Source organism: Alteromonas sp. MmMcT2-5 (assembly GCF_022348315.1).
In the GTDB taxonomy this organism is placed as follows: domain Bacteria; phylum Pseudomonadota; class Gammaproteobacteria; order Enterobacterales; family Alteromonadaceae; genus Alteromonas; species Alteromonas macleodii.
In genome coordinates, this window is sequence record NZ_JAKRFB010000064.1 from 1 (window position 1) to 17,188 (window position 17,188).

At 45.3% G+C, this 17,188-nt stretch carries 13 protein-coding genes; 4 read left to right on the forward strand and 9 right to left on the reverse strand.

Annotation, left to right across the window (positions count from 1 at the left end):
* Positions 1-144 precede the first annotated feature (144 nt).
* Together MHN09_RS18655 and MHN09_RS18660 are read right to left on the reverse strand one after the other, a co-directional pair.
* Positions 145-2,955: a bifunctional aconitate hydratase 2/2-methylisocitrate dehydratase gene (locus MHN09_RS18655; protein ID WP_239241691.1), complete on the reverse strand. Its 2,811-nt coding sequence runs from the start codon at positions 2,953-2,955 to the stop codon at positions 145-147.
* A 399-nt stretch (positions 2,956-3,354) separates the two neighbouring features.
* Complete coding sequence (locus MHN09_RS18660) at positions 3,355-4,581, reverse strand: PQQ-dependent sugar dehydrogenase (protein ID WP_239241692.1); 1,227 nt, start codon at positions 4,579-4,581, stop codon at positions 3,355-3,357.
* A gap of 117 nt (positions 4,582-4,698) precedes the next feature.
* Here MHN09_RS18660 and MHN09_RS18665 point away from each other — a divergent pair, with 117 nt between their 5' ends.
* The 4 genes from MHN09_RS18665 (at position 4,699) to MHN09_RS18680 (ending at position 11,071) form a co-directional block, all read left to right on the forward strand.
* A complete protein-coding gene (locus MHN09_RS18665; RefSeq protein ID WP_239241693.1) occupies positions 4,699-5,172 on the forward strand; it encodes a hypothetical protein in 474 nt (157 codons plus the stop codon).
* A 112-nt stretch (positions 5,173-5,284) separates the two neighbouring features.
* Positions 5,285-6,853 carry an AMP-binding protein gene (locus tag MHN09_RS18670; protein ID WP_239241694.1) on the forward strand — a complete coding sequence of 523 codons (1,569 nt, stop codon included), beginning with the start codon at positions 5,285-5,287 and terminating at the stop codon, positions 6,851-6,853.
* 245 nt (positions 6,854-7,098) lie between these two features.
* The gene (locus MHN09_RS18675) at positions 7,099-9,978 is read left to right on the forward strand and encodes a PAS domain-containing hybrid sensor histidine kinase/response regulator (RefSeq protein WP_239241695.1); all 2,880 of its coding nucleotides are present in this window, start codon (positions 7,099-7,101) and stop codon (positions 9,976-9,978) included.
* Complete coding sequence (locus tag MHN09_RS18680) at positions 9,971-11,071, forward strand: HD domain-containing phosphohydrolase (protein WP_061439563.1); 1,101 nt, start codon at positions 9,971-9,973, stop codon at positions 11,069-11,071. Before MHN09_RS18675 ends, MHN09_RS18680 begins: the two co-directional genes overlap by 8 nt.
* A gap of 57 nt (positions 11,072-11,128) precedes the next feature.
* Here the strand turns inward: MHN09_RS18680 and MHN09_RS18685 are convergent, their stop codons facing one another.
* The 7 genes from MHN09_RS18685 to MHN09_RS18715 form a co-directional block, all read right to left on the reverse strand.
* The gene (locus tag MHN09_RS18685) at positions 11,129-12,478 is read right to left on the reverse strand and encodes a tetratricopeptide repeat protein (RefSeq protein WP_014948291.1); all 1,350 of its coding nucleotides are present in this window, start codon (positions 12,476-12,478) and stop codon (positions 11,129-11,131) included.
* A 6-nt stretch (positions 12,479-12,484) separates the two neighbouring features.
* Positions 12,485-13,093 (reverse strand): energy transducer TonB, encoded by a 609-nt coding sequence (locus tag MHN09_RS18690; RefSeq protein ID WP_014948290.1) that lies wholly within the window; start codon positions 13,091-13,093, stop codon positions 12,485-12,487.
* 3 nt (positions 13,094-13,096) lie between these two features.
* Positions 13,097-13,504, reverse strand: coding sequence for a biopolymer transporter ExbD (locus MHN09_RS18695; RefSeq protein ID WP_014948289.1), 408 nt, complete (start codon positions 13,502-13,504; stop codon positions 13,097-13,099).
* Positions 13,505-13,536: 32 nt separating this feature from the next.
* Positions 13,537-14,055 (reverse strand): MotA/TolQ/ExbB proton channel family protein, encoded by a 519-nt coding sequence (locus MHN09_RS18700; RefSeq protein WP_012517279.1) that lies wholly within the window; start codon positions 14,053-14,055, stop codon positions 13,537-13,539.
* Between the two features lie 2 nt (positions 14,056-14,057).
* Positions 14,058-15,422: a MotA/TolQ/ExbB proton channel family protein gene (locus tag MHN09_RS18705; RefSeq protein ID WP_014948288.1), complete on the reverse strand. Its 1,365-nt coding sequence runs from the start codon at positions 15,420-15,422 to the stop codon at positions 14,058-14,060.
* 13 nt (positions 15,423-15,435) lie between these two features.
* The gene (locus MHN09_RS18710; RefSeq protein WP_014948287.1) at positions 15,436-16,194 is read right to left on the reverse strand and encodes a DUF3450 domain-containing protein; all 759 of its coding nucleotides are present in this window, start codon (positions 16,192-16,194) and stop codon (positions 15,436-15,438) included.
* 481 nt (positions 16,195-16,675) lie between these two features.
* Positions 16,676-16,882: a hypothetical protein gene (locus MHN09_RS18715; RefSeq protein ID WP_012517740.1), complete on the reverse strand. Its 207-nt coding sequence runs from the start codon at positions 16,880-16,882 to the stop codon at positions 16,676-16,678.
* Between the last annotated feature and the right edge of the window lie 306 nt (positions 16,883-17,188).

A 17,188-nucleotide genomic window follows, 5' to 3' on the forward strand; every position in this document is an offset into this window, starting at 1 on the left:
CGCCCTTGCCATTCGGATTATCTTCCCCTCAGTCAGGGTGATTCAGGTTTCTTTCAACCTGACGGGTTTGCCAGCTTCGCTGGGCAAACAAAAAAGCCCCAACCGAGGTTGGGGCTTTTAAATGCGTTTGAAAGCGTTAAGTACTTATACGCGCTTAACGGCTACATTTGCTTCGAACTTAGGCTTAACTGCCAAGTCTTCAGAAGGTGGAGCAAACTTAGTTAGGTCAATGCCTGCAACTGCTTGCTTGTACTCTTCTGTCGTTGGGAAACGACCAAGAACCGTTGAAAGTACTACTAGCGGCGTAGAGCCTAGTAGTGATTCACCTTTCTTCTCAGCAGAGTCAGCTACAACACGACCTTGGAAAAGACGTGTAGATGTCGCGATAACTGTATCGCCTGGCTCAGCCTTTTCTTGGTTACCCATACATAGGTTACATCCAGGACGCTCTAGGTAAAGAATGTTGTCGTACTTAGTACGCGCCGCTTCTTTAGGCTTAGCATCATCGAACTGGAAGCCTGCATATTTCGCTAGAACGTCCCAATCGCCTTCCGCTTTAAGCTCGTCAACGATGTTATATGTAGGTGGAGCTACAACTAGTGGCGCTTTGAATTCAACAGAACCGTTAAGCTTTTCTAGGTTACGCAGCATTTGCGCGATGATTTGCATGTCGCCTTTGTGCACCATACAAGAACCAACGAAACCTAGGTCTACTGGCTTACCATCATAGTAAGAAACTGGACGGATAACGTCGTGGGTATAACGCTTAGATACGTCTTCGTTGTTTACGTCTGGGTCAGCAATCATTGGCTCGTCGATTTGATCTAGATCGATAACCACTTCTGCGTAGTACTTCGCGTTGTCATCTGGCGCAAGCGCTGGCTCTTCACCAGACTTGATTTCAGCAATACGCTTATCAGCTAGGTCAATTAGGCCTTGAAGCATGTTCGCTTCGTTGTCCATGCCCTTGTCGATCATGATTTGGATACGGCTCTTAGCAAGTTCAAGCGACGCAATCATTGTCTCGTCATTTGAGATACAGATTGATGCTTTCGCCTTCATTTCTGCAGACCAGTCAGTGAATGTGAATGCTTGGTCAGCCAATAGAGTACCGATTTGAACTTCAATTACACGACCTTGGAACACGTTCTCGCCAGAGAATTGCTTAAGCATTTGCGCTTGAGTCGCGTGAACCACGTCACGGAAGTCCATGTGCTCTTTCATGCTACCTTTAAAAGTAACTTTCACAGACTCAGGGATTGGCATTGCCGCTTCACCCGTTGCAAGTGCTAGTGCTACCGTACCTGAGTCGGCACCGAATGCTACACCTTTAGACATACGCGTGTGCGAGTCACCACCGATGATAATGGCACGATCGTCTACTGTAATGTCGTTAAGCACTTTGTGAATAACGTCAGTCATTGCATGGTAAACGCCTTTAGGATCACGTGCAGTGATTACACCAAAGTTGTTCATGAACGACATAAGCTTAGGGATGTTAGCTTGTGCTTTTTTGTCCCATACTGATGCCGTGTGACAACCAGACTGGTAAGCACCATCTACAACAGGAGAAATCGTTGAAGCGGCCATTGACTCAAGCTCTTGGCACGTCATTGGGCCAGTCGTATCCTGCGAACCTACAATGTTTACTTTAACGCGTACGTCAGAACCAGCATGAAGCGGAGCATCTGAATTTACGCCAACTGCATTACGGTTAAAGATTTTTTCAACCGCTGTTAGGCCTTGGCCTTCGTGAGACACTTCTTTCGACGCTGCATATACGGCTGGCGCTTTTGTACCTAGAGTACGTGCTGCGAAAGATTGTAGCTGCTTACCGAATACAACTGCGTAAGAACCACCGGCTTTCATGAACTCCATTTTTTGAGGAGTAAATGATGCAGATACGTCAGCAAGTTCTTCTGAACCATTGTAAAGCTTCTTCGCCTTAGTATCGATAGTTAGTACAGTACCAGTTGCTACTGAGTAAGCTTCTTCAAGTACTGGGTCACCGTTTGCATCGCGAACGATTTCACCATTTTCATCAGTTTTCTTAACCCAGTTTTTAAGGTCAAGACCAATACCACCGGTTACGTCAACAGTAGTAAGGAAGATAGGCGCAATACCGTTAGTACCAGCAACAATTGGCGCTTTGTTTACAAATGGAATGTAAGGGCTTGTTGGCTCACCTGCCCATAGTGCAACGTTGTTAACACCAGACATACGAGATGAACCTACACCCATTGTGCCTTTTTCAGCGATAAGCATCACTTTAGCATTCGGGTGCTTCTTACCAAGTTCAACAATTTCTTGCTGCGCTTCAGGAGAGATCATGCACTGGCCGTGAAGTTCACGGTCGGCACGTGAGTGCGCTTGGTTACCTGGAGAAAGAAGGTCAGTTGAGATATCACCTTCAGCGGCGATGTAAGTCACAACTTCAATTTTCTCTGGAACATCAGGAAGCTTGGTAAAGAATTCAGCTTTTGCGTAGCTTTCTAGTACGTCTTTAGCAATAGCATTGCCAGCTTTGAATGCATTTTCAAGACGCTCAGTGTCAGCTTCGTATAGATAAACTTGAGTCTTCAATACTTCTGCCGCAGGCTTAGCAACCGCTTCGTCATCAGAAAGTGCTAGGTCTAGTAGTACTTCTACAGACGGACCACCTTTCATGTGTGAAAGTAGTTCAAGCGCAAACTCAGGGGTAATTTCTTCTACTTTTTCTTCGCCAAGTACAATTTCTTTTAGGAATTGTGCTTTAACACCCGCCGCAGGTGTAGTACCTGGAAGCGTGTTATAGATAAAGAATTTTAGAGAGTCTTCGCGATGCTCGTTTGTTGTATCTTTAATTTGAGCAATAATTTCAGACAGCAGATCTGCACTGTCGATTGGCTTAGGGTTAAGACCTAGTTCCGTTTTACGGGTTTCGATCTCTGCCAGATATTCTGAATACAAACTCATATAGTTCTCTCGGTCTTAGTTTTACTTGGGCGTAGTGTTAAGTCGGTCTTAGCTATACGCATATAAAAATGAGGGATATTTTAACCGATTTTTAGCGGTTACGTAATGACTGAAAGTAAACAGTTAGGTATTCACCCGCCTAAACTGTCGTTGTGTTAAAGCACTTACATTTTTACTAGAAAAACGAATTTTAATTAAAAGCAAAATTAAGCCAATAATTTCATGCAGTTAGAAGCAAACCATTTGAAATCAATGACGATATTTAGCTTGAATGGTTTGACCAATAAAGATAAATAATAGTGTTGCATTTATGACAGACATTCATTTTATTTATGGTGCTACCAGTACAAATTACCATCAATTTTGAAACAAAATTTCATTTATTAATGTTTTCTGTGCCTAATTTCCTCTTGGCGATACCTCGATCACTCTTCCATTTTCACCATCGGTCAAAAGAAGCAGGTTACCTTGATGATCAAGCGCAATATCCCGCAGCCGTTCCCCAGGTCCCACAAAAATTTTTGTAGAGATATATTCATTCGATACGGCTCTAACTGCATACAAAGCTTTGGCTTTCAAGCTGGTAACAAGTAACGTATTAGCTAGCATCGGGAAACGCCCATGGGAATAGTAGATCATGGAGGATGGCGCTATAGAAGGTGTCCAGTCTACAATGGGGCCAGTCATACCCGGATAGGTCGAAAAAGGCGAAATTCTAGCGCCGGAATAGTCTTTGCCTAGTGTAACAACTGGCCAACCATAATTTGCGCCTTGTTGTAAAAGGTTTACTTCATCACCGCCATCTGGGCCGTGCTCATGCAAAAATAGGTTACCGTCACTCCCCTCTACAAGTCCTTGGGGATTGCGGTGTCCAATACTAAAAATAAAGGGGTTATCAGGAAAAGGAGGGTTGGCCAACGGCTTGCCGTCTATTGTGAACCCTAGCACTTTTCCTAGTTGTGAACTGATAACTTGCGCTTGCTCGCGATAATCAAAGCCATCTCCTGTCGTAACCAAAAAGCCCTGTTTTGTGTGTAAAGCACTGCCCTCTAGTTGAAGCAGTTTCCCACCGTAGTGCACAGGCGTGTCTTTGGCTTGTGCCAGTGCGAACACTGGCTGAATGTTAGTAATGCCAGAAGTAAGGGAAAGCTGTCCTTTTACTATGGCAAGACGGTTTGCACTATCGCTCCCCTTGGAATAACTCAGCAACACGGTTCTGTCTTCAGGGAATTGCGAGGGTATAAGAAGATCGAGTACGCCTCCTTGCCCTTTGGTGTACAAGTCATCGAGCATTAAAGAAAACCGCGCACTTTCCCCCTTATTGTCAATAATTACCAGCTCACCATCTCGCGTTACTATCAATATATGGGTGCTTGCCTGAGCCTTATCGATAACCGTCGTTAAGGCCTTGGGAAACGCCAGTGAGGTAGCGATATCTTCTGTCATGACATGCTGGTCGAAATTTTCATAGGCCGTTAGATTTGAGCTACCTGCTTCACGTTGCTCAGTATTAGATGCGTGCTTTTGAGTGAGTTCAGAGGCAGTAGTTACGGCAAAAGCAGGAGCCAAAGCAGCTCCCAATAAAGAAAAAGCCAGTAAACTGATCATCGTACGCCATGACTTCATTGTGATTGTCCTCTTTTACTTAACATACTATGGTATACCCTATTGCCACGCTCAAACCATTTGAGGCCTGTTGAGTTTTGTTCTAATGCACTGTGCGACAAATCTTGGACTACAAAAATGAACAACCTAATACGACGCACTATTTTCCATTTTTTACCATCATGGGCCGTCGGCTTTCTACTAGCAAGTACGTTTCATTCGTGTGCCGTTTTAATCGGACTCATTCGAATTGATGTTGATATGAATCCAAGCGATTGGTTTTTCATGATATGGCAAGATGCACTAGGCCTTTTGCCTACTTACGGCGTGATTATTGCTGTTACCTTATTGTTGGCGTTCTTGGCGACACATTTCATCGTCAGACGTCTTAATCAAAATGCTAGTGGCTCTTCCAACCGTACCCGATTTATTCTTTTCACAATAGCGGGAGGCCTGTCGTTCTTATTAATGCTCATTGCCATGCAGCCCATATTGAATGTGACCCTAATTGCAGGCGCTCGCACTACCTTAGGACTTACCGCACAATGCATGGCAGGCATCTGTGCTGGTGGGCTATATAGTTACTTAAGTAATAGTTCTACAAACAATTGATAACTAAAAATTATAATACTAAATAACCCAACCCTGATGTAAATGAAAAGTTAAGTTTGCTACTGTAAGGCATAAACACCCTACTTACTTTGCCCTACTAGGAACAAGCAACATGATAACTTATCCTGATAACGTGACCTGCTTAGCCGATTATATTGAAAGCGTTTTGCAAAAATTTGCCGACAGGCCAGCGTATACGGCGCTTGGACAAACACTTACATTTGCCGAGATAGACCGTAAGTCATCAGCGTTAGCCCGCTACTTTGTTCACGAAGCTAAATTGTCTCCTGGTACCAAAGTCGCCATACAACTTCCTAATTTAATTCAAAACCCTATTGTTGTTTATGCTGCCTTACGTGCAGGCCTTGTTGTAGTAAATACAAACCCGCTTTATACCGAACGCGAGATGAAGCACCAGTTCACTGATAGTGGCGCGAAAGCTCTGGTTATTCTGGGTGATTTGCTCCCCAAATTCACTAGCATAAAAGATGATACTAGTATCGAAACCGTTATCACCACATCGGCAACAGAGCTTTTAGACCCTAACACTGCACCAAATCTCGATGGTACGGTTTCATTCACACAAGCAGTGGAGCTAGGCAATACACTGCCTGCATTTGAACGTCCTTCTATTGCTCTAGATGAACTCGCCATGTTGCAATACACCGGTGGTACTACAGGGGTATCGAAGGGCGCAGCCTTAAGTAATAAAAACGTTTTAGCTAACTGCATCCAAATGCTCGACCGTATTGGTGAGGGCTTCAAAGATGGTGAAGAAGTATTGGTATGCCCATTACCGCTTTATCATATTTATGCATTTACGGTTGGAATGATGGCGCTCTTTGCCAAAGGTACTCAGATAATTCTTATACCCAATCCGCGGGATATCGACGGTTTCATTCAAACACTCAAGCCCCATAGAATTTCAGCGTTCATGGGGATCAACACCTTGTTTGTTGGTCTTGGGAGACACCCTGAATTTGCAAAGTTAGACTTTTCTAAATTACACCTCACAATGTCTGGCGGCACCGCACTTACTCAAGCCGCAGTATCCATTTGGCGAGACGTAACCGGGAACACCATCACCGAGGGCTACGGGCTATCAGAAACTGCGCCAGTTGTATCTTTTAACATTCCTGGTAAAGAAGAGATTGGCACGGTGGGGCACGAACTAGAAGGCACTGAAGTTGCGTTACTGGATAGCCATGATAAGCCGGTAGCCGATGGTGAGTCGGGGCAAATTGCAGTTCGCGGACCTCAGGTTATGCTGGGTTATTGGAACCGAGGCGACGAAACTGCCAAAGTCATGACCCAAGATGGCTTCTTTAAAACCGGGGACATTGGCATTCGCACCGAATCTGGGGCAATTAAAATTGTAGATCGTTTAAAAGATATGATTATTGTCTCTGGCTTTAATGTCTATCCGAACGAGATTGAAGATGTACTTACAACTCACCCTAGCGTGATGGAAGCCGCAGTTGTGGGTAAACCCGATGAAAAGACCGGTGAGCGAGTGTGTGCATTTATTACTGTTTCAAGCGATGTATCGACACAAGACGTCATTGATTTTTGTAAACAGCACCTCACAAATTACAAGATCCCTAAGTCGATCACGATACTTGACGAGCTACCAAAATCTACCGTCGGAAAAATTCTACGTAGAGAGCTTCGTTCGGCCTAATGACTCCCCCACTTGCGCCGCACATTCAGCGCGGTGCTTAATGCCTAGTTTTACGCGTTTTCCATTGAAAAATCAGGTTATTGCTACCAAAGGATAATCTGATTTCATTGGAAATAAGCGCGGTACAGACTATAACTTATCTATATCCCATTCACTTTTGTTGCACATATGCAATTTATGACATTGTCTGTCAAAACTAACCGTCGTTCTGTCCTGCAATTCAACATTGTTGTAGGAGAGTTCACATGAGCGCGCAGCTTTTACAGCGGCAGGCCATGGATAAACACGGCATTGTTGCGACAATGGACGTAAACGGTAAAATTCTAAGCGCTAATGACAAGTGCAGCCAACTATCTGATTTTTCAATTGACGAGATAATTGGGGAAAATATCTCCGCATTCGATATTACCAATATGTCCGAGCAGGAAAAATCAGATATTTTTGTTTCGCTATCTCAAGGCCAAACCTGGCAAGGCGAAGTACATAGTCTGACTAAGTTGGGCGAACCTTGGTACGTATTTGCCACTCTGGTTCCCGTCATTAAGTCACCGCCGCGGGTAGACCACCTAATTGCTATTGCCACCGATATATCAGAACAAAAGCGATTAGAGACGAGACTTTCCGAAGGGCGCGCGTTCTATCGAAGTATCACTGATAGCATCGGCGAGGGTGTGTATGCCGTAAACGGTGAAGGTACAACACAGTTTCTCAATCCCGCTGCCTCGCGATTATTAGGGTGGTCGCTTGACGAATTACAAGGCCGACGTTTCCACGACACGGTCCATTATCAAAAAGGGGATGGAACTCTCCTTCCTAGAGAGCAATGTCCAGTTAACCTCACTATCCGAAGCGGTCAGTCTTACACGTCTTATGAAGACTTCTTCACCGATAAACGGGGCCGCCTTTTTCCCATATCTATTGTTGCGGTTCCTCTGCTTGATAAAGAAGGAAAGCCCGATGGACACGTGGGCGTATTCAACGACATAAGCGGTCAAAAAGCTATAGAACAAAAACTCCAAAAGGCTTATGACGAAGCCCAAAGTGCTAACAAGGCAAAAAGCGACTTCCTTGCCACAATGAGCCATGAAATAAGAACACCGATGAACGCCATTATCGGCCTCACTCACCTTGCCCTAGAATCCACCGACAATGAGCAACGTCAGCAATATTTAGAAAAAGTGCAGCGCAGCTCTACAGCATTGTTAGACCTGATGAATAGCATTCTCGATTTTTCTAAAGTGGAAGCAGACAAAATAGAGATAGTTGATGAGCCCTTCACCTTAACAAAAACCATCGATAAACTCGCTCAAGTCTTTCAAGTAAAGGCGCAACAAAAGCAGCTTCAGTTGCTTTTTGATATTCGGTGCCATACTAATTTGCAATGTCGTGGCGACAGCGAAAAGATATACCAAGTACTGCTCAACCTTTTAAGTAATGCTATAAAATTTACCGCCAGCGGCCACGTAATACTGACGGTTGAAAAGCGCGAAAACCAATTAGCATTCAGTGTTTCCGATACCGGTATGGGTATCAGTGAGCAAGTAAAATCAAAACTTTTCAAAGCCTTTGTTCAGGCTGATGCATCCATTTCCAGAGAGTATGGGGGAACCGGCCTTGGCCTTGCGATATGTAAGCGTCTGGTTGAACTGATGGGTGGTGACTTAACCTTGGAAAGCGAGGTAGACAAGGGAAGCTGTTTTTCCTTTGCATTGCCTGTCTGTTCTGATGAAGGCCCTGGTACAGGCCCTCAACTTCCCGTATCGGTTCCCGACAATGTACTGTGCATTCAAACACACGAAAGCGTGAGCCAAGGATGCGAAATACTTGCGGCAACATTGAACAGACATAACATTCACTGCCAAATAATCGACCAGGTTGAAGGGCTATTGCCGAGTAAAGCCTCTCAAACTATCGCATTTCTACCAGATGATGAGCAAAGCTGGAATAGCTTCATTAAACACATGCAGTTTGGTGAATATCAGTCGCTAAACCTTACTACATTAATCAGTCCCCTCAACAAGCAAGACGTACAAAAGCGAATGGGAAGTGCCCTTGTTCAAAATATAAATATCATTGAGCTTCCGTTTACCGACACAGAACTTATTTCAACACTATCTCCAGCTCAACTATCACTCAGTAAGCGGACACTAGAAGGCCTTGAAAGTCGAAAATGGCGAACCAGGCGCCTTTTAAACAAACATGTGCTTGTGGTAGATGACGACGCAATTAGTGTAGAGATTAGCCAGCAAATACTTTCTGATCTAGGTATTAATGTTGCTGTTGCTTCATCGGGTGAGCAGGCACTTGCGTTATGCGAAATGAGCAAATTTGACGCTATACTCTTGGATTGCTACTTACCCGGCGTATCGGGCTATGAAGTTGCAGAACAACTTACCCAGAAAAAAGACTGGTATACGCCAATTATTGCGCTTAGTGCCGATGAGTCTCAGGAGGCTTCTGAAAGCGCGCTTACCGCCGGTATGTGTCAGCACTTGGTTAAGCCCGCTACCGCGGATGAAATCGTTCATACCATCGATATTCACATACATTCAGGCTACATTGAAATAAACCCTCCGGACGAAATGAGCCAGTTTATCTCGTCGCTGCTAACGTTTTATAAAACCTACAGCCAGCGTGGTGTTATGTCTGACTTGCTCGATATTTTTCATACACAGACGAACACGTCGAAACTGTTAACCTCTCTGCTTGAAGATGCTCAGCTTATTGGCGCCACAACGCTTGAGCAAAGCCTGCTTCCTCTTATAGAAGCACAAGAGAGAAATGAAGCTGTTAATGCAAGACACGTAACAAACTTATCGTTTCAGCTAGATGCAACGCTACGCCTAATTGCTCACACTATCGATAAAAACGACACCGACAACATGCATCAAAGCGGTACGAACTTCGATAAATCCTCCATGCTATCGACCCTACGCAACGTTGAGCAGGCGCTTCAATCTTATGACGCGAAAGCGGTTGAATACATCAACGTATTGGCAGCCAATTACAGCGAGTCGGTCTATGCACATAAGATTAACCGATTGAAACAGCTTGCTACCATTTACGATTTCGAAAGTGCTCAAGCGGTTATTACGCAACTGATAGGCGATATTACCGATGAATAATCAACGTAATGAAGCACATAGGTTTAGCATATTAGTGGTTGATGATGAGCCCGCAAATATCGATATTCTATTAGGCATTTTAGGCCCTTACTATGATGTAAAGGTTGCGCCTTCGGGAACAATAGCACTTAAGATTACCCAGCAGTTTACTCCCGACCTTATATTGTTAGATATAATGATGCCCGGTATGGACGGGTTTGAGGTATGTAAAAAACTCAAAGCTAACGAGGCGCTTAGCCATATACCTGTTATTTTCGTTACAGCCTTAACTCAAGGAGAGGACGAAGAAAAAGGTTTCAAACTTGGTGCAGTAGACTACATAACCAAACCCGTATCACCGAGTATCACCCTCGCTCGCGTTAAAACTCACATTAGTTTAGCCCATCAAATGCGGATGGCCGAAAACCTTGTAGCGGCGCGTACTAAGGAACTAAGTAAAAGCCAACAAAGCGCAATCAGCATGCTAGCTGCCGCTGGTCATTACAATGATACCGATACCGGTCATCATATTTGGCGGATGGCAGCTTACAGCCAATGTCTTGCTCTGGCTCACGGTTGGCCTTTCGAAAAAGCGTGCCTGCTCGCGCAAGCTGCTCCAATGCATGACACAGGCAAAATAGGTATTGCAGACGCAATATTAAAAGCACCTCGGCGATTGTCATTGAGCGAAATGGAGGTTATGCGCTCTCATGCTGAAATAGGGCACAGAATACTGTCTCAATGTGATACCCCGCTCTTTAACCTCGCAGCCGAGATTGCTTTATGTCATCACGAAAAGTGGGATGGCACAGGCTATCCAAGAGGATTAAGGGAAGAGGCGATACCTGAAAGTGCACGTATCGTAGCTATCGCCGATGTTTTCGACGCCCTTACAATGAAAAGGCCTTATAAAAAAGCGTGGGCTGACGATGATGCTTTTGATCATCTTAAACGAGGTTCAGGCCAGCACTTTGATCCCGTATTGGTCGACTGCTTTCTTTCAATAAAGGAAGAGGTTTTAGAAACCAAACGCTATTGGAACCAGTTAGAGGCAGAAGGAAAGATGGCCTCGGTGTCTGACTTATTGCCTCAAGTACTTTTCCCTAGCGCATAAAAAAGGGTCGAATATTATTCGACCCTTTTAAATGATGTATTAACGAAAGTACGATTCTTAACTTGTACCTAACTCAGCTGCAATGGCGTCTGCCTGACGCTTTTCGCCCTGCACAAACTGCTTCCATTGCTGTGCCATGGCACGACTTTTCTGATGCTTTTCTGCTTCAGCTAGCTGATTAAGCGCAAGGGCATATTGCTTCTTGTTGTAAAGTGCCATGCCTTTAATCAGGTAAACCAAACCAGGGTTTCTCAAATCGCCCTTTTCAACGGCTCGGTCTGCCGCAGCAATTGCATCGTCGAAACGCTCTTCGTTAAGAAGAATTTGCGCTAACTGTGCATCTAACTCACCGTCTTCAGACAGTTCAGCCGCTTGCATCATAACGGGAATGGCTTTGTCTTGCTCTTTAGCAAGTGACCAGCTTTGGCCTAAGAACTTAAGGTTGCGCAAGTTTTTCTCTAGCACGCCGTCGTTCATCGCCTGCTCCATCAACTTAGCACCTTTGTAAGGTACGCGATGATAGTAATAAAGCTGCGCCATGTTAAACACATCAGCGGATGTATTAACGAACCCGCGCTGATAAGCGGTTTCCATAATAGCCAACTGCTTGCGCTCTTCGCCTAGCTCACCGTACATACCCGCTAGCTGGATCCAATACTTAGGCTCGTCAAATAGCTTCACCATTTTAACCAGAACGTCTTTAACCTTTTGAGGCTGCTTGAGTTCATAGAAAATAGCACGCTGAAGAATTAACCACCCTTCATCGGGGATCATGCCTTCTGCTTCGTGGTCGGCAACGGCTTCAGAAATCCACGTTGCGGCTTGCTCGTACTGCTTATTCTGATAGTACGCTTGGGCCTTGATGACTTTGTTTTTCACCGGCACAGGGCCCGCATTAAGACTTTCCCAACGCTCTAAGTAAGTGATGGTATCGTCGTAATTACCCTGCATAAGGTTAAGCTGCGCCAAACTGAAAAGTGTAGTCATTTCGAACTTTTCAGGAATAGGCTGTTGCTCTACTACCTTGGCAAACGACTCCAACGCTTTTGCATAGTCTTCGTTGTTGTAATAAATGAAGCCGAAAAAGTTGTACATCATCGCTTTTTCGTAGGCGTTCATAGAATGAGACTTATCTTCCACTTCTTTCAAAATGGAAATAGCTTCTTCTACATTGCCCGCTTCATCAGCTGCCGTTTGTGCACGGGCTAGCTGCTCGTAGACTTTACCGCGAAGCGTAGGCACGCGACGGGTTTGCTTATCGCTAGCTTTTATCTCTTGTCCATCTTGCTGCTCAGCCTCTTGCGCTGTAGCGTTAGAAGCAATGAACATAGTAGGTACAGATACTGTGGCCGATGCAAATGCAAACGCCAGTGCACTAAGCAATGTATTCGTCTGTTTTCTCATCATGTTCTGTTACCCGTCAATTTGGAACGTAATACGGTTTTGTACACCAGACACTTCCGTTGCTTCGCCATTTACCACTCGAGGCTTATATTTGAACTTCATTGCTGCATCAATAGCCGCTTGTTCAAAAATACCTGAAGGGTTAGCTTCAACAACAATTGGGTCGCGTACTGCGCCTTGTTTAGTTACTGTAAATTCAACAATAACGAAACCTTCAATACCCCGTTGAAGTGCACGTCGTGGATACACTGGCGCAACCTTAACAATAGGAAGATATTCACCGTCACCGGATTCGAGGGCCAGCCCGCCTTCTAGCGAGATGTCGTCTCCGACTTCAGCACCAAAGTCCATCGACGTACCTTCTGCATCTGGAGAAGGTGAGTCCATTTGAGGCTGCTCCATTTGCGGTGGCGGCTCTTCAGGCTTAGGTGGCTTCTTCGGCTTACGATCTTTTTTCTCAACCTGTTCATCCTGCTTAACCCTTACGAAGTCAAGCACGCTTCCCTTAGGCGGCTCAGTTAGTGCGCTGCCACCCATCTTGATAAGCGATTGCATCAAGAAGAACAGGCCTAACGTGATCGCAAGGGAAATAACAAATGCGATTAAATATCGTGGCATGATTTATTGCTCTTGGGCTGCAATCGAAACATCGTAAACGCCAGCGGCTCGCGACGCGTCCATAACCTTAATCAGTGTTTCTGTTGTGGCTTTTTTGTCAGCCTGAATTACAACAGAACCCTGTGGGTTTTCTGCGCGAAGACGCTCAATGTTCGCTTGTACTGCGCGAACGTCGATACGGCGCTTGTTAATCCAAATTTCGCCTTTATCTGAAATAGCGATAAGGATATTAGCACGGTCCTTTTTCACAGCAGTTGCTGCTTCTGGACGGTTAACATCGATACCCGCTTCTTTCACAAATGACGCAGTCACAATGAAGAAGATCAACATGATAAATACAACGTCCAGCATGGGCGTCATGTCGATGGCTGCTTCTTCTTCATCGACTAAGTTTTGAAAGTGCTGCTTCATAATAAATACCTTACCTTAACGCTTAGCTAGCATTAACGTTGAATAATCAATGCATCCTCAAGATGCGTGCGTTCTGATTTCACCATACGAGTTAACCAAGTAGCGGCGAATACGCCTGAAAGTGCGCCAACCATGCCCGCCATTGTGGGGATAGTGGCTTTCGATACACCTGACGCCATTGAACGAGCATTACCTGAGCCCGCAATCGCCATTACATCGAACACTTCAATCATACCGGTAACCGTTCCCATCAAGCCTAGCAGCGGACAAAGCGCAACCAGTGACTGGATAATTGGGATGCTGCCGTTTAGGCGCATGGTTAACTGTGAAATTGTTTTCTGACGAACCTGCTCTGCGAACCAAGAAGAGCGATCGGCACGTGCTGTCCACATTGCTATCGCTTCTTTCTTGGCTTGCTTGTGCCAAACCATCAGATACATCGCACGCTCGAGGATCAAAAGCCACATAACGAATATCAGCAGACCGATGACCAGGAGAACCTGGCCACCTGTTTCTGTGAAATCGCGAATTGCTTCTAGAAACTCGATCATGATTAGCCTCGCTCAGCGCGCTCTGCAATTACGCCAGATGCCTGTTCTTGTAGGATATACACAATGTTCTTAGAACGTGTGTTAAGCATTGCATAAAGCAGTGTCATTGGAATCGCTACAACTAGACCTAGTACTGTTGTTACAAGTGCTGTTGAAATACCACCTGCCATCAGTTTCGGGTCACCCGTACCAAACAAGGTGATAGCCTGGAAGGTGTTGATCATACCGGTTACCGTACCTAGCAGACCCATAAGCGGTGCTACAACAGAGATAATCTTAATGATAGTTAGGTTACGACCTAACTTAGGCACTTCGCCCAAAATCGCTTCTGTAAGGTGAAGTTCAAGTGCTTCAACGTCGGCGTCTGGGTGCTCGTCACGTACTTTAAGTACACGGCCAAGCGGGTTGTTTGTGTTTACTTCTTTGCTCTTAAGCTGTTTGTTCACTTTCATGCGAATAAGCGTCAGCGTTACAAGACGCTCAAGGGCAAGTAGAAGACCGAATGCACCAACGATAAGAATGATGTAACCTACAACACCGCCCTGCTCTACACGCTCTTGAAGGTTAGGCGCTTGAACAAGAAGACCTAGGATTGAACCACCGGTTGGGTCGATACCGAACTGCACTAATTCACCGCTTGATGCTTGTAGTTCAGCAGCAGAATCCATGTAACGGTCAGCAGGCTGACGTACAAGTTCAGATACTGTACCTGTTACACCGTTGTACTCTAGGTATTTACCATCAGCAACAAGTGCAAAAGGACCTACGCGAACAACAGACTTATTCACTTTTTCACCGCCTGCTTCAACAACGTCTGTCTTGAACGTAGTGACTTTGCCGGCTTCAGTCATTTCACGCTGCATTTCAAACCAAACGCGCTCAATTTCTTCAATTGATGCAAGTTTTGAGCTTGAACCCATGTCTTGTGCCATCTTATCAAGGAAGTCAGCACGGCCAGGGATTTGTGCAGAAACCACTGAGTTATAGAATTTGTTTTTGGTGTCGCCAGCGATTTGCTGAAGCACACCGAATAGCTCTTTAAGTGAACCAAGACGTGTGTCTAGTGCACCGTTTAAGTCAGCCAGTTTGAATTCGTTTTCTTCGAACTGAGTTTCAAGCTGCTCTGATTGTGCAAGCATTTGGTCGCGCTTTTCACGAGTTTCGCGAAGAATGCGATCTTGCTCTGCACGTTGCGCTTGGAAATCACGCTCGCGCTGTTTGTTTTGCTGAGACTGTGCGAACTGACCTTCTTCTAGTTGCTTAAGAAGTGCGTCTAAGTCCATGGCACGGTCGCTTTGTGCGAAAGCACCAACGCTGATGCTAAGGGCTGCTAGACCAACAGCGATACGTTTTACTGTGTTAAACATTCTCATCAACCTCTTAGTCTGTAATTGCCACTGGCAGCATTAGCAAGTCTGGTGCAAGTTGCTTCTTCGCCATGCGCAGACCTTTTGTAATTTGTGTACGGTAGCTGCTATCAAGCTCTTCCCACTGACGAGTTTGCTTGTTCCAAACACCCTGCATGCTTGCGTCACGTGTTTGATAAATTAGCGCTGTGCGACCAAGGCGTAGGAATTCAACGTCACGCTCTTGACCGTTAATTGAATGAATACCGCTGTATGCTTCCATAGTGCGGCCGTAGTCCATCTCTACTTGATACGCTTCCATTACGCGGCGGAATTTCTCAGACGCAGCAACGTCGGCACGGTCCATCATAGCGCGAAGGTCAGCAACGCGATTCGCGCGCTCTTCTGGAAGGAATGGTACGTCTAGCGCAACAAATTGCTCTAGGCCGTCAATCATGCGCATCATTAGTGGCGTGATTTGACGCTCAACAACAGACACTTCATCGATAGCAGCATTTAGGTCTGCCATTTCTTGTTCTTGGTTATTGATTTGCTTACGAAGCTGAGTGTTATAAACCTCAAGGCCTTCGATTTCTTTCATCAATGTTTTGAACTGTTGAAGTTTGCTGTCGATTTGATCGGTAATACCGTTGATCTTTTCTTGCGATTTCGCCGCTGACTCGTTTATTTTCGCTGCCTCATCGACAACGGGTTTTAAGACTTCATCGTCTTGTGCAAGCACGGGTGTCGCTGCTAGCGCACCTGCCACAAGCAAGGCATTGATAAGCTTCATACATTCAAACCTTTAAAGTTAAAAGAAATCGGTTGTATCCGACTATAAATTTCTGCGCGTAGGATAGGAGTTTTCTGTGACAGTTTTATTACGAAACTGTCATAAATAGACCAAAAGTGTCATCTATTGCACATATCGAGTAGGGTGAGGCTTGCGCCTCATCCCTCTCACAGAACCGTACGTACGGGCCTCGTATACGGCTCCTGCATACTTCATATCACTTGCTAAGTGACACAATGCTAATTTGCAATCTAGTATCGTGCGCCCTATGGACATCGTTCATTTTCTAACATTGTGGTAACTTTCATTGCAGGGTTTGGCGTTCTAGCACTGAGGCAATCTACCAAATTTGACTACAATTACTTCCCATATACGGCCTGTCTCGCCAGACATCACTATTCCTAGCGCACCGATTCGACTTGTCCCGCTGATCAGGCGGCTTGTGTATCAATGATAAAAAAACTCACAACTCATCAGAGTCTTAAAGTCTGCTTCCCCCCTTCGCAATCCATTTAAGCTTTTGGCTAAAATGGATCCTATCAAACACAATGCTGATAGTCGGCTTGGTTTTACCCTCCACACCATTACTGGCTTTCATCGGCCTAGCCTTACTCACTACTACGGGTTCATCTGCCACCTCACACTCGCAACATTCTTGGATCACTCCTTGAACGATACGTCCAACCATTTGATTGGATCCAATGCCAGGCTTCCCCAGTTACTGCACTGGCTCCCTGTTAGAAATCCCACCCTCAAACACAAAACAGGACTGACTGAGTATCGGGCTTCACGCTATTTTGCACGCTTACCCTCCTGTCTTGCCGAATCAGGTTCACTTTCGTTGTGTACCTCTAACTTCCTATGGCTTCCTTCAGACCCTATCGTTGGCCAACAGCGCCCTTGCCATTCGGATTATCTTCCCCTCAGTCAGGGTGATTCAGGTTTCTTTCAACCTGACGGGTTTGCCAGCTTCGCTGGGCAAACAAAAAAGGCC

Excerpts from the sequence above, each read along its gene's own strand:
- MHN09_RS18670 (WP_239241694.1), top strand. The coding sequence starts at position 5,285 with ATGATAACTTATCCTGATAACGTGACCTGCTTAGCCGATTATATTGAA.
- MHN09_RS18710 (WP_014948287.1), bottom strand. The coding sequence starts at position 16,194 with ATGAAGCTTATCAATGCCTTGCTTGTGGCAGGTGCGCTAGCAGCGACA.
- MHN09_RS18660 (WP_239241692.1), bottom strand. The coding sequence starts at position 4,581 with ATGAAGTCATGGCGTACGATGATCAGTTTACTGGCTTTTTCTTTATTG.
- MHN09_RS18715 (WP_012517740.1), bottom strand. The coding sequence starts at position 16,882 with ATGGTTGGACGTATCGTTCAAGGAGTGATCCAAGAATGTTGCGAGTGT.
- MHN09_RS18700 (WP_012517279.1), bottom strand. The coding sequence starts at position 14,055 with ATGATCGAGTTTCTAGAAGCAATTCGCGATTTCACAGAAACAGGTGGC.
- MHN09_RS18685 (WP_014948291.1), bottom strand. The coding sequence starts at position 12,478 with ATGATGAGAAAACAGACGAATACATTGCTTAGTGCACTGGCGTTTGCA.
- MHN09_RS18680 (WP_061439563.1), top strand. The coding sequence starts at position 9,971 with ATGAATAATCAACGTAATGAAGCACATAGGTTTAGCATATTAGTGGTT.
- MHN09_RS18665 (WP_239241693.1), top strand. The coding sequence starts at position 4,699 with ATGAACAACCTAATACGACGCACTATTTTCCATTTTTTACCATCATGG.
- MHN09_RS18705 (WP_014948288.1), bottom strand. The coding sequence starts at position 15,422 with ATGTTTAACACAGTAAAACGTATCGCTGTTGGTCTAGCAGCCCTTAGC.
- MHN09_RS18675 (WP_239241695.1), top strand. The coding sequence starts at position 7,099 with ATGAGCGCGCAGCTTTTACAGCGGCAGGCCATGGATAAACACGGCATT.
- MHN09_RS18690 (WP_014948290.1), bottom strand. The coding sequence starts at position 13,093 with ATGCCACGATATTTAATCGCATTTGTTATTTCCCTTGCGATCACGTTA.
- MHN09_RS18695 (WP_014948289.1), bottom strand. The coding sequence starts at position 13,504 with ATGAAGCAGCACTTTCAAAACTTAGTCGATGAAGAAGAAGCAGCCATC.
- MHN09_RS18655 (WP_239241691.1), bottom strand. The coding sequence starts at position 2,955 with ATGAGTTTGTATTCAGAATATCTGGCAGAGATCGAAACCCGTAAAACG.